The organism is Candidatus Thiodiazotropha endolucinida (genome assembly GCF_001715975.1).
GTDB classification, from domain to species: Bacteria; Pseudomonadota; Gammaproteobacteria; order Chromatiales; family Chromatiaceae; genus Thiodiazotropha; species Thiodiazotropha endolucinida.
Map to the genome: position 1 here is coordinate 232,210 of NZ_MARB01000002.1, position 12,366 is coordinate 244,575.

Annotated in this window: 14 protein-coding genes; 8 read left to right on the forward strand and 6 right to left on the reverse strand. The window is 56.9% G+C overall.

The genetic code is table 11. The features are described from left to right. Window positions 1-30 precede the first annotated feature (30 nt). The 4 genes from CODIS_RS02410 to CODIS_RS02425 all read right to left on the reverse strand — a co-directional run bounded on the left by CODIS_RS02410 (window position 31) and on the right by CODIS_RS02425 (window position 2,975). Window positions 31-1,188, reverse strand: coding sequence for an FAD-dependent oxidoreductase (locus tag CODIS_RS02410; protein ID WP_069121126.1), 1,158 nt, complete (start codon window positions 1,186-1,188; stop codon window positions 31-33). Between the two features lie 84 nt (window positions 1,189-1,272). Further along, a complete protein-coding gene (locus CODIS_RS02415) occupies window positions 1,273-1,443 on the reverse strand; it encodes a rubredoxin (RefSeq protein WP_069121127.1) in 171 nt (56 codons plus the stop codon). A 125-nt stretch (window positions 1,444-1,568) separates the two neighbouring features. Next, the gene (locus CODIS_RS02420; protein WP_069121128.1) at window positions 1,569-1,928 is read right to left on the reverse strand and encodes a nucleotide pyrophosphohydrolase; all 360 of its coding nucleotides are present in this window, start codon (window positions 1,926-1,928) and stop codon (window positions 1,569-1,571) included. A gap of 33 nt (window positions 1,929-1,961) precedes the next feature. Further along, the gene (locus CODIS_RS02425; RefSeq protein WP_154722980.1) at window positions 1,962-2,975 is read right to left on the reverse strand and encodes a zinc metalloprotease HtpX; all 1,014 of its coding nucleotides are present in this window, start codon (window positions 2,973-2,975) and stop codon (window positions 1,962-1,964) included. 124 nt (window positions 2,976-3,099) lie between these two features. Between CODIS_RS02425 and CODIS_RS02430 the strand changes: the two genes are divergently transcribed. Then, window positions 3,100-3,408, forward strand: coding sequence for a hypothetical protein (locus CODIS_RS02430; protein WP_069121129.1), 309 nt, complete (start codon window positions 3,100-3,102; stop codon window positions 3,406-3,408). 76 nt (window positions 3,409-3,484) lie between these two features. On the opposite strand, the gene CODIS_RS02435 is transcribed toward CODIS_RS02430, so the two are convergent. Together CODIS_RS02435 and argH are read right to left on the reverse strand one after the other, a co-directional pair. Then, window positions 3,485-3,868 carry a VOC family protein gene (locus tag CODIS_RS02435; RefSeq protein WP_069121180.1) on the reverse strand — a complete coding sequence of 128 codons (384 nt, stop codon included), beginning with the start codon at window positions 3,866-3,868 and terminating at the stop codon, window positions 3,485-3,487. A 7-nt stretch (window positions 3,869-3,875) separates the two neighbouring features. Continuing rightward, the gene (gene argH, locus CODIS_RS02440) at window positions 3,876-5,270 is read right to left on the reverse strand and encodes an argininosuccinate lyase (protein WP_069121130.1); all 1,395 of its coding nucleotides are present in this window, start codon (window positions 5,268-5,270) and stop codon (window positions 3,876-3,878) included. 53 nt (window positions 5,271-5,323) lie between these two features. Here argH and CODIS_RS02445 point away from each other — a divergent pair, with 53 nt between their 5' ends. The 7 genes from CODIS_RS02445 to CODIS_RS02475 all read left to right on the forward strand — a co-directional run bounded on the left by CODIS_RS02445 (window position 5,324) and on the right by CODIS_RS02475 (window position 12,236). Then, window positions 5,324-6,403, forward strand: coding sequence for a sensor histidine kinase (locus CODIS_RS02445; protein WP_083220507.1), 1,080 nt, complete (start codon window positions 5,324-5,326; stop codon window positions 6,401-6,403). Window positions 6,404-6,450: 47 nt separating this feature from the next. Next, on the forward strand, window positions 6,451-7,182 hold the full coding sequence (locus tag CODIS_RS02450) for a LytR/AlgR family response regulator transcription factor (protein ID WP_069121182.1): 732 nt from the start codon (window positions 6,451-6,453) through the stop codon (window positions 7,180-7,182). Between the two features lie 26 nt (window positions 7,183-7,208). Continuing rightward, window positions 7,209-7,844: a c-type cytochrome gene (locus tag CODIS_RS02455; protein WP_154722981.1), complete on the forward strand. Its 636-nt coding sequence runs from the start codon at window positions 7,209-7,211 to the stop codon at window positions 7,842-7,844. Between the two features lie 133 nt (window positions 7,845-7,977). After that, a complete protein-coding gene (gene hemC, locus CODIS_RS02460; RefSeq protein ID WP_069121132.1) occupies window positions 7,978-8,907 on the forward strand; it encodes a hydroxymethylbilane synthase in 930 nt (309 codons plus the stop codon). Window positions 8,908-8,945: 38 nt separating this feature from the next. After that, window positions 8,946-9,707, forward strand: a complete 762-nt coding sequence (locus CODIS_RS02465) for a uroporphyrinogen-III synthase (protein WP_069121133.1) — start codon at window positions 8,946-8,948, stop codon at window positions 9,705-9,707. Window positions 9,708-9,786: 79 nt separating this feature from the next. After that, complete coding sequence (locus tag CODIS_RS02470) at window positions 9,787-10,956, forward strand: uroporphyrinogen-III C-methyltransferase (RefSeq protein WP_069121134.1); 1,170 nt, start codon at window positions 9,787-9,789, stop codon at window positions 10,954-10,956. After that, complete coding sequence (locus CODIS_RS02475) at window positions 10,953-12,236, forward strand: heme biosynthesis HemY N-terminal domain-containing protein (protein ID WP_069121135.1); 1,284 nt, start codon at window positions 10,953-10,955, stop codon at window positions 12,234-12,236. Before CODIS_RS02470 ends, CODIS_RS02475 begins: the two co-directional genes overlap by 4 nt. Window positions 12,237-12,366: the final 130 nt, after the last annotated feature.

The following is a 12,366-nucleotide window of genomic DNA, read 5'->3' on the forward strand; positions in this document are numbered from 1 at the left end:
GCGGGGTACATAGGGGTGGGATTGTGCCAGCTACGCCCTGGCTGCCATGATAGGTGGAAGCGCTTTTGTCAGGGCCTGTCTTTCGGCCATAAATCCACCGCTGATGGCGAAACCCAACAGATTTCCGGATTGATCACGGTAGAGGCAGCGGGTGCCCTCCCTATCCTCATCGCAGAGCCAGCTACCCTGCGCCTTGCGATCGGGTGGTGCGACGGCAATCGGGTGGAGTGGGGTCTTGATTATGACCGGCATGGCGGGATAGACCACCTCGGTCGGATCTCCGGTAAGTGTTTTGGCCAGAGCCCGGGCTCCGTGCATGATCGGCATCACATAAGGCAGGTTATAACCGCAGACCTCGGCACAATCACCCAAGGCGTAGATCTTCTCATCGTTGGTCTGCAGCATGCGGTTGGTGACCACGCCTCGGGCGACTTGCAGTCCGCAGGCTTCCGCCAGCCCTGTGTCCGGATAGAGGCCGACCGCGGACAGAACCAGGTCACAGGCGACACTCGTGGCATCGGTCAGGATCAGGCGATATCCCGTGCCATCCTGTTCCATGATGCTGGCGGTCTGTTGCAGGCGCCACTCAGCCCCGGCTTGCTGCATGCTGTGTTGCAACGCCTTTGCGGTAAGCTCAGGCAGAAGGCCGCTGATCGGATAGGGGTCCGGGCCGATCAGGGTGACCCGGTAGCCGGAGAGCAGAAGATCGTTGGCGAATTCACATCCGATCAAGCCAGGGCCGATGACAGCGATATGGGCGGGTGGAGCGGGGAGTCGCCGGCGGAATCCGGCATAGTCATACAGGCTGTTGATGGTTATGCGTTGTTCGATGGCGTCGCCGCGCATCGCGGGGATGATGGGATGTGTGCCCAATGCCAGTATCAGTTTGTCGTATTGCCGCTCGCCGGCAGCGGTGATTACTCGCTTTGCTTGGCGGTCTATCCGAGTGACACGGCAATCTGTCTCGATGCTCAGGCCATTGGTATCGGCCATCTCCCGTGCGCTGGCATTGACGAGCGCCTCGGCCTGCTTGCCGTTTTGCAGGCCGGTCGAGAGCATCGGTTTTGCGTAGAAATCACCCGCGTCGGCGGTGATCATATGCAATGCAAGCCCCTGGTCATGTACCCTGATCTCCCGCGCCAGGGTATATCCGGCAAGGCCTGAACCCAGTATCAGTACTCTATCCATGGTTTTTATTATGGTTTCACACCGGCTGAGCCGGTTCGCTTACGGCAGTTGCCGCGACATCAAGTATGCTGGATCGGACTTTGACTAGGCGACCAATTCCACCATTTCGAAATCAGACTTGCTGACACCGCATTCCGGACACTCCCAGTCTTCCGGGATATCCGTCCATCGGGTGCCGGCGGCAATGCCCTCCTCGGGAAGGCCTTCTGCCTCATCATAGATAAATCCGCAAACTATACATTGATACTTCTTCATCTCATTCCCCGGTCAATTACTGAGTCGTCGTAATGGTTTTTCACAAAGATAGCGTCTGTCCAGAGAAGACTCCACCCTGTAAAGATTGGGGAAAGGGGTTGCGTTGACTGGTTAGGCCGGTGCCCCTAATCTTCGTATTCCGAGGCGCGCCGTGCATCACCGAAGACCTTTTCCACCGGATAACGTGCCTCGTTTATGGCGATTTTACGTTCGACGGCTCCGATCAGGTCGATATCGAGACGTTCGGCGCAGCGGATCAGGTAGATCAGGATATCCGCCATTTCCAGCGTGACTTCATCGTGCTTTTCCTGAGTCAGATTCATGCTCTGTTCCGGTGTCAGCCATTGGAAATGCTCCACCAACTCCGCGCACTCGGCGATCATCGCCATGGTGAGATTCTTCGGATTGTGGAACTGCTCCCAGTTACGGGTTTGGGCAAAGGCCTTTAAGCGGCTATTCAGATCATCCAGGCTATCTTTAGGCATTGTCAGTTATCTTTGAAATGAGTGTACGGATATTTAATACCACATGCCGTTGCGGTGCCAGCGTGGGCGGTAGGGGTTGTGGGCGAGCAGATTCCGTATATCGCTGGCTGATAAAACCTCATCTGAAGTCGTGCTGCCCAGATGGGTAAGTGCCATCAATCGCGCTACCCGATCGTCGGTCGGTGGGTGGGTACGCAGGAGCGATGGATCGGGAATACGCGGGCCGGGATGGAGCAGGCGCTCCAGCAGGCGGTGCCGGGGGGGCTCGAGCTTGTTCAGGGCGGAGGCCAGCCCCAGGGGATCTCCGGTCAGCTTTGCCGCGCCCAGGTCGGCCTCGTATTCACGGCTGCGTGACAGGGCGAGTTGCGCCAGGGCACTCAATGTGGGGGCAACCAGCAGCAACAGGATGGGGATCCAGGGCAGGGTGGTCTGGCCGAACAGCATCAACGGCAGATTGACCAGCAGCAACAGTTGCCCGATCATGGAGAGAAAACCGGTGACACGACTGGTGAGATCGGCAAATGCCATCAGTCGGGTATCCTGGTTCACCACATGCATCAACTCATGCGCCAGCACACCCGCCATCTCCCGCCATGCCATGCGACGCAGCAAGCCATCCGAAATGGCGATGGCGGCGTTGCGGCGATCGCCTGTGGTGAATGCGTTCATGACATCGGACGGAAGATAATAGAGTTGCGGAATCTGTTCCAGCCCGGCACGCCGGGTCAGCTGTGCCATGAGACGGTAGAGATCCGGGGCCTCATTGGGGGAGAGCCGGCGGGCGCGAAAGAGACGCATTGCCCACTCAGGGCTGGCAACCGGATTGATCTGATACGAAATCAGGATCACCAAGGCTGTTGCGACGGCCATCGGAAGACCACCGAGAAACCAGGCGAGCCAGGCGCAAAGACCACCCAGACTGATGATCAGTAACAGGGATTGCAGTGTGTTTTTGATCTTATGCTGCAGATAGGTGGCCGGTTCCATGATTGTGTTCCCAGTCACGGGTTCAAGTTCGACAATCCGATGGGGCATAATCCCCCGCATAGGTTATCACCCTGCTTGCGGCACCGGGAGTACGATAATTGAGACGTGCGTCTGTGGAAGATGTGCGACAATGACAGGCTCTTTTCGATCGTTCAACAGAAACTCTCTCACAGGCGGAGCAGCGATGCTGGGAATTCACGGATTGCTCACATGGCTAAGTCATCATGAATACATGATGATGTTGGTCATACTCTTGGTGAGCCTGGCAGGTACATTGCTGTTCGTCGGCAATCTGTTCGCCATTGTCTATGCCTTCGGACAGAGTATCTGGTGGGGGGTGAGTGTTTTGTTCATCCCGCTCTTCAGCGTCGTTTACTGTGTCCGTAACTGGGACAGAGCGGCATATCCTGGAAAGATGCTCATCGCGGGATTGACGACAGCGGGTCTGACCTATGCCACGCTTTTGATTTTAGTCATGCTCTATCCGGTATGAGCGTCGTATTTCCATGGGTGATGGTGTGCTCGGACAGTATACGGCTGTGTTTTAAGCGGGCAGTCGTGCTGAGGCCCTAAGTGCCTGTTGAGTGTCGTTGCCCGGCGATCAATTCGATCGTGTTTTGATCCGGATCCCGGCAAAACAGCGCCTCACGACCTGAGCGGCTCAACGTATATTCGACGCCTGCCAGGTCAAGTTTTTCACGCATGGCCTTGATATCATCAACCACAAAGGCGGTATGGCGGTCCCGCCCGCCATGTTCGGGGCGTCCGGCAAGGGCATCGGGATTATCCAGCTCCAGCAGGTGGATCTGCAGGTCACCCACCTTCAGCCAGGCCCCGGGGAAACCCAGATCGGGACGGGCCGGATCGACCTCCAAGCCCAACAGGTCCCGGTAAAACAACAACGAGCGCCGGGTATCGGCGACGAGCAGGCTGACATGGTGCAGTCGGATCATGCCGATTTCAGGATGCAAGACGTTCTCTGGCGCGGGCAATCGCACGGCGTACCTGATTGGGGGCGGTACCGCCGATATGGTCTCGCGCGGCGAGTGAACCTTCGAGGGTGAGGATATCGAATACATCCGCCTCGATCTCACTTGAGAAACGCTGCAGCTCCTGCAGTTTCATCTGCGAGAGATCGCGCCCTTCGGCAACACCGAATGCAACCGCCCTGCCTACCACCTCATGGGCGTCGCGAAAGGGGATACCCTTGCGCACCAGATAGTCGGCCAGGTCGGTGGCGGTGGCGAATCCCTGCATGGTCGCCTGTCGCATGGCCTCCTTGCGGCAGTTGATGGCGGGGACCATATCGGCAAAAACCTTCAATGATCCCTTCACATTGTCCACGCTGTCGAACAAGGGTTCCTTGTCTTCCTGATTGTCCTTGTTATAGGCCAGGGGCTGGCTCTTCATCAGGGTCAGCAATGCGATCAGATGACCGAAAATGCGGCCGCTCTTGCCCCGAATCAGCTCAGGGACATCCGGATTCTTCTTCTGCGGCATGATCGACGAGCCGGTGCAGAAACTGTCGGAGAGTTCGATAAAACCAAATTGTGCGGAGGACCAGATGATCAGCTCCTCGGAGAATCTCGACAGATGCATCATCAATATACTCGCTGCGGCGCTGAATTCGATGGCGAAATCCCGGTCCGAGACGGCGTCCAGAGAGTTTTCCGCCGGTCTCGAGAAGCCCAGCAGTTCGGCGGTCATGTGGCGGTCGATCGGGTAGGTGGTACCGGCCAGCGCGGCGGCACCCAGAGGCATCACATTGAGCCGCCTGTTACAGTCGGCCAGGCGCTCCCGGTCGCGCTCCAGCATCTCGAACCAGGCCATCATATGGTGACCGAAGGATAACGGTTGCGCCGTTTGCAGGTGGGTAAAGCCTGGTAATATGGTATCAGCCTCCAGTTCGGCCTTATCCAGCAAGGCGGTTTGCAAACGGAGAATGGCGTCTCTGATCTGTTCGATTTCGTCTCGCAGCCAGAGTCGGATATCGGTGGCAACCTGATCATTGCGAGAGCGGCCGGTGTGAAGTTTTTTACCGGCATCGCCGATAGCCTCTGTGAGGGCGGATTCGACATTCATATGTACATCTTCCAGGGAGACGGACCAGGTGAAATCTCCTTGTTCAATGCGTTTGCGGATCTGCTTCAGGCCGTGCACGATGGCATCGCGTTCGCTATCGCTCAGAATGCCCTGACGGGCCAGCATGGTGGCGTGGGCGATGGAGCCTTGAATGTCATATTGGTAGAGTCGCCGGTCAAAGCCGACAGATGCGGTGAATGCCTCGACAAAGGCATCGGTCGGTTCATTGAAGCGGCCTGACCAGGGTTTCGTAGGCGCGTGACTGTCGCTCATGTAGGATTGTCCTGAATTTGTAAGCAGGCCGGATTATAGCAGGCAGAGGATGAATGCAGCAGAGTGAGACACAACCTGATAGGAAACGACCATCAGATTCTGATGGCAGGGTGATCTTTATCCCCAATCTGTGTGCCATGCGGGCCGTGTTCGCTGTGGTCGTGATCGGTGAACTGCTTGCCATCCTGTTGTCCCTGGCAGTGACCGAGCGATTGAGTGGCTTTTTTTCGGTCCTGAGTCTGATTTCGTTACTGGTGCAGTGGGTCGGGCTGAGCACGGCGGTACTGATCTGTCTGCTGCGTCCGCATCTCAACAGACTGGGGAATTGGTGGGCAGGCATGAGTGTGTTCCTCATCCTGCTTGGAATGGCGTGGCTTGTGTCTCACCTGATTGTCTGGATGAACAGCAGCATGCAGCTGGCGATGTTGCCCCATAATCACGCCGACTTGATTTGGCGTACCCTGGGTATCAGTGCCATCGTAGGTGTTTTGGTACTCCACTACCTCTATCTGCAATATCTGTGGCGGCGACAGGAGGAGGCTGAGAACAGCGCCCGGTTGCAGGCCCTCTACTCCCGCATTCGCCCCCACTTCCTCTTCAACAGCATGAACACCATTGCCAGCCTCACCCGGAGTGACCCTGCGATGGCCGAGGAGGTGGTGGAGGATCTTGCCGATCTGTTCAGGGTTTCTCTCGGTGATGCCAGCCAGCTCTCCAGTCTGGGTAAAGAGCTGGATCTGGCCCGCCAGTATCTCAGTATCGAACACTATCGTTTGGGCGAACGGTTGAAGCTGGTGTGGGATCTCAATGACCTGCCGGAACAGGCCAAGATCCCGCCGATGATCATACAGCCGTTGCTGGAGAATGCGGTTTACCACGGTATCGAGCCTGCCGCAAAGGGCGGCACGATCACCATTACGGGCCGTTACCGGCGCAATCGGATAAATTTGAGTATCCGCAATACCCTGCCGGAAGCCGATGAGCGGAGTCATCGTGAAGGTAATCGATTGGCAATGGAGAATATCCGCGCACGCCTTGCGGGTGTATACGACTTGGAAGCGAGCTTGACCGAATCGAATATCGATGGAGAGCATCAGGTCAGACTGGCGATTCCGCATCCCTGGTGGGAGTGACAGAGGCTATTGGATGAGTGTGAACAGGCCCTATGGAGGATGGAGCTTTGAAGATATTGGTAGTGGATGACGAGACCCTGGCAAGACAGCGCCTGGCGGCATTGATCGAAGAGCTTGGCAGCCCCTATCAGATGGTGGGTGAGGCGGCCAACGGGGAAGAGGCATTACAGCAGTTCAAGGAGCAAGGCGCTGACCTGGTATTGATGGATATACGCATGCCGGGGATGGATGGATTGGAGGCCGCGCGGCGGCTGGCTGAAAGCGATCGGCCACCGGCAGTTATCTTCACCACGGCTTATGAGGAACACGCACTGCAGGCCTTTGAGTCATCCGCACAGGACTATTTGTTGAAACCGGTACGCCGTGAACGGCTGTTGACCGCACTGCAACGCAGCCAGCGTGTTACCCGAAGCCAGCTCACTTCCACAAACGTCGAGCAACGGCAGGCCCCGAAACTGCACGCCAGTTATCGGGGCGGATTGAGGACGGTGCCTTTGGATCAGGTGATCTATCTGCGTGCAGACTCGAAATATGTCATGGCCCGGCACGAGGAGGGTGAGCTGTTGCTCGAGGAGAGCCTGAAAGGATTGCAGGAGCGCTATGGCGACTGGTTGTTGCGCATCCACCGTAATGCCTTGGTGGTGAGACGCCATCTGGTGGGACTTGAAAAGGGAAGCGACGGTATTCCGCGAGTGATCCTGCGCGGTTGTGACGAGACACTGGAAGTCAGTCGGCGACATCTGCCTGAAGTGAGGCGTGTATTGCGGGGGGAGGGGTGACCGGGGCTCGTATCCTGCGCGACATAATGAGATCAGGCAAGCTGTGGAAGTGGCACCTATTACTATTGGTCTGGGTTTTGTTGCAGCAGTATCCAACGGGTAGCCTGGCCAGCGAGGGTGCAGACGGACAAACAGAGCGGCCGCAAGCCTTCCCATTGATTGTGCAGTCCTGTTTCCCATGTCACGGTCCGCAAGGCCAGAGCCGCTCCCCGGCGATACCTTCCCTGGCTGGCCTGCCGAGAGATTATCTGCTCAAGGTGTTGCGATCCTTCAGTCATGGCGGCCGTTTCGGCACGGTGATGGGACGCCTGGTCCAGGGCTATGACGAAGGTGACTTCATAGTTATGGCCGACTACTTCAGTCAGCAGTCCTTTACCATTCCCAGGCAGACCACGGACTGGCGCCTTGTCGATCGCGGGCGCGTATTGCATCGTCGCTATTGTCGAGATTGTCATGGCGACCCCGAGACGCCGTCTGAAGCGGGTGTGCCACATTTGCATGGAGGCTGGATGGACTATCTGCGCTGGACCTTATGGGACTATCTGGTGGGGGTCAATCAGGGGGATGATGAGATGGCGGATCAGTTATCCCTGCTTATGCGCAGACACGGCACCAAGGGTGTTGAAGCATTGCTGCATTACTATGCGAACGGGGAGCCATGATTGCCAGCGGCCAGCTGATGGTTGATTGCGTGGATCTCTTGCAGGCTTTAGCATAGGCAGCCGACTAGTGAGAATGATAATCAGCCGACAGGCGCTCCGTTGTACCCGCTCTGAATTTTGAGGCCCCCCATCCATGTCCCAGACGATAACCATCGCCACCCGTAAATCACCTTTGGCCATGTGGCAGGCCGAACATGTCGCCGCTGAATTGAAAAGGGTCCACCCGGATATTCGGGTAGAGCTGATGGGAATGACCACCCAGGGTGACAAGATCCTTGATACCCCACTGGCCAAGATCGGGGGCAAAGGATTATTCATCAAGGAGCTGGAGCAGGGTCTGATCAGTGGCGAGGCGGATATCGCGGTGCATTCGATGAAGGATGTGCCGGTAGAGCTGCCATCGGGGTTGCATCTGCCGGTGATCATGCAGCGGGAAGATCCACGGGATGCCTTTGTTTCCAATCGCTATCAAAGCATCGACCAATTGCCACAGAGGGCTTGTGTCGGTACCTCCAGTCTGCGGCGTCAATGCCAGCTGGCTGAAGTAAGACCTGATCTGGTGATCAAATCCCTGCGCGGCAATGTGAACACCCGTCTGCGTAAACTTGATGATGGAGAATATGATGCCATCATTCTGGCTGCCGCCGGTTTGAAACGACTGGGTTTCGAGGATCGAATAACCGCCCTGATCGGTCCCGAACAGAGTCTGCCCGCCATCGGACAGGGTGCGGTGGGTATCGAATGCCGGGTGGACGATCCGCGGGTGAATGACCTGATCACACCACTGCACCATGTGGAAACCGCCTATTGCGTGGGGGCCGAGCGGGCCATGAATCAGCGTCTGAACGGGGGTTGCCAGGTTCCCATCGCCGGTTATGCCATGCTGGAATCGGGTAATCTCTGGTTGCGGGGCCTGGTGGGTGAGCCTGATGGCAGCCGCATCATCCGCGGCGAGGTCGAGGGTAAAACCCAGGAGGCCCGTGCAATGGGCGAAGGGTTGGCGGATCGGCTGCTGGAGTGGGGGGCTGATGAGATTCTGAAGGCCCTCTATGATACCCACTGAAGGTTGGCGGCGATGTCCCTTTTCCCGATTGGAGAAGCATGTCGGATCTTGACTTGAAAGGCAGAGGTATCCTGGTTACGCGGGCTGCTCATCAGGCGGATGACCTGGTAGAGCGGATTCAGACCAGCCAGGGGAGGGCGATTCGCTTTCCGGCACTGGAAATCCTTGCCTGCGAACAACCCGGTCCGGTGCGTGACCTGTTGCAGCGGAGCTGGGACATGATCATCTTTGTCAGTCCCAATGCCGTCTTCCATGCCTTGAAATTGTTAGCGGGCAATCGGCTTCAGGCTACCCTGGGGGCGGTCGGAGAGGCGACAGCGGCAGCATTGCGTCAGTCCGGGTATAGTATCGATCTGTTGCCCGCGGATCGATATGACAGCGAGGGACTGCTGATGCTGGCCCCGTTGCAGGAGATGACCGGTCAAAAGGTGCTGGTCGTTCGTGGCGAAGGGGGTCGGGCTCTATTGGGCGAGGGCCTTCAGGCGAGAGGTGCTGAAGTAGGTTATGCTGAAGTCTATCGGCGCGTCAGACCGGCAGTCGACCCTTACCCGCTATTGGCGCAATGGCAGGAGCAGGTCGATCTGGTGACTGTCACCAGTATCGAAGTCATGGAAAATCTGATCGCGCTGGTGGGAGATTCAGGCTGGCCCCTGTTACAGCATACGCCACTCCTGGTGATCAGCGAGCGAATGCTCAGGCATGCTGAAAGCAGGGGATTTCAGACCGTCCTGCTCGCCGCTGGCGCGAACGATGATGCCATCATGTCGGCGATTCAGAATTGGGTGGAACGTACTTCCTGAATGAGTCTGTACGATCAGGCCGAAAGGGTAGGACTGGCGTTGCGGGATAGCTGATACGGGAGTTGAGAGCGAACTGGATATGAGTGAAAAAATCGATGAATCTGGCAGCAGCCGGGCAGAAACTGAGGCGGAATTCACGGATACCATCGAGGGTGAGGTGGAGCGAATCGATGAATCCGCAGGCAGATCCGGTTCCACCCGTCTACCTATCCTACTGGCGGTTGTAGCGCTGTTGACGGTGGCAGTGGGCCTGCTGCTTGGCTACCGCTATTGGCTTGACATGAAACAGACCCTGGTCTCACTCAATGATGATCTGGTAAAGGCCAATCAGGAGCAGTCTCAATTTGAGCGGCAACTGGCGCAGACACGACAGCATTTCGAACAGCAGCAAAAGGCGATTGCGGCACAAAAGAGTGCCCTGGAGAAGCAGGCCGAGACAATCCGGTTGGCAAGGGAGGCATCACAGCAACAGGGCGATCAACTCTACCGCTCGCTGGCGGAGATTCAAACCCGTATGGGAGGCAGGGAGGGGCAATGGCGGGTCGCAGAGGCCGAATATCTGATGCGTGTCGCCAATCATCGGCTAACCCTCATGGGCGACCCGGATACGGCCCTGGAGGCGTTGAAATCTGCGGATGAGCGACTGACTGCAAGCGGTGATCCCGGTTGGTCGGGAGTGCGGGAGAAAATTGCCGCTGAGATCACTCGGTTGACAGCCCTGCCGAAACTGGACAGTGCCGGAATCAGCGCCGAACTGACCGCCCTTGCGAAGCGAGTTGAAACGCTTCCCCTGCGGGATGCAGGGCTGGTTCAGGGGCCTATCTCGGCTCAGCCGGATTCCTTGCCGGATGTTGCCGACAATGGGGAATTCTCACCGCAAAAACTGCTTGACGATTTTTGGCGGGGATTCAAATCGATGATGGTGATACGTCATCATGATCGTCCTGTAAGCGCCATGCTGCCACCCGAGCAGCGCTACTTTCTGCTGCAGAACCTAAGCCTCAAAATCGAGAATGCGAAAGCGGCGATGATGGGACGAAACCAGGCCCTCTATACCGACAACCTGACCAGTGCGGCAGAGTGGGTCGATCACTATTTCCAGGCAACGGCACCTGAAGTGGTCGGGTTCAAGTCACAACTGGAGGGATTGGCGGCAAGGGTGATCGCACCTGAACTGCCGGACATCTCCGGCTCCTTGCGTGCGCTGCAGAAGAGGCGGCAAACGATGAACCGGGAGGGTCTCCGGTGAGAACATTGATCGCAGCTTTTCTTGCGCTGTTCGCCGCAGTAGCGATCACACTGCTGGTTAGGCAGGATAGCGGTTATATCCTGATCGGTTATGGTCATTGGACCATCGAAGGCAGCCTTGCGCTGTTCAGCCTGGCCATGTTGGCGCTGTTTCTGGTTGCCTATATTGCCATCAGGACGGCTTCACGAATCTGGCAAATGCCGGAGCGTGTGGCCGAGTGGCGGAGAAAACGCCGAAGCCTCAAGGCCAGACAGGCCCTGACCCGTGGGCTGGTGGAACTTGCTGAAGGGCGCTGGAAGGTTGCGGAGAGGCATCTGACACGTAATGTCGCTCAATCCGAAACCCCTTTGCTCAACTATCTGGCGGCAGCCCGCGCCGCTCAGCTGCAGGGCGAACATACCCGGCGGGATGACTATCTCCACCTGGCCCACGAGAGCATGCCCTCGGCCGACGTGGCGGTGGGGCTCACCCAGGCTGAATTGCAGTTGGCTCATCAGCAGTACGAGCAGGCCCTGGCGACTCTGATGCATGTGCGATCACTGTCGCCAAAACACAATTATGTGCTGACCTTACTGAAGAAACTGTATGAGAATCTCGGTGAGTGGAATAAATTGGAAGAGATGCTGCCGGAGTTGAAACGCCGCAAGGTCATCAACGAATCAGACTACCAGGAGCTGGAGATACGTGTCTATCGCGAACGCCTGAAGCAGGAATCCTCGACCCTTGAAGGCCTGGTGCAATACTGGTCGCGCATACCCAAGGGCATCAGGCAAATGCAGGAGATATTGTTTGAATATTGCGAATATATGATGGCCCTGGACGCAGGATCCCGGATTGAACCGTTGATAGCCGCCTCTTTGCAGCGCGAGTGGAACAGCGAATTGGTCACCCTGTATGGTCTGATCGAACTTGCCAACCCCTCCCACCAGCTGGAGATGGCGGAAGGCTGGCTTAAGAGCCGCCAGGAGGACGCTGGACTGCTGCTGACGTTGGCCAGGCTCTCCCTGCAGAACAAATTGTGGGGTAAGGCGCGCAGCTATCTGGAAGCCAGTATCGGCATTTCAGCGACAGCAGAGTCCTATCAACAGCTCGGTCTGTTGCTGGAGCGTCTGGGTGAAGACGATGGGGCGTTACGCTGTTTCCGCGCAGGCCTGGCCTTGCAACATGCGGAGCCGCAACGGTCCCTGCCGCCCATAGGTAACAGGCCTGTATTGAGCAATAAATCGGTTGTCGACGATGCTGTATACAGTGAGTCTTTGAATACACCTGCAAGATCCTGAGCTTGCTGGCTGTAGCGGAATTCATCTTTACTATAATGTTAACTAATTGTAATTGAGCAAAATAGTTGGTTGAACAACCAGGATTTTTCATATATACCCCCATACCTAATAAGGGTTATGCATCGATAAC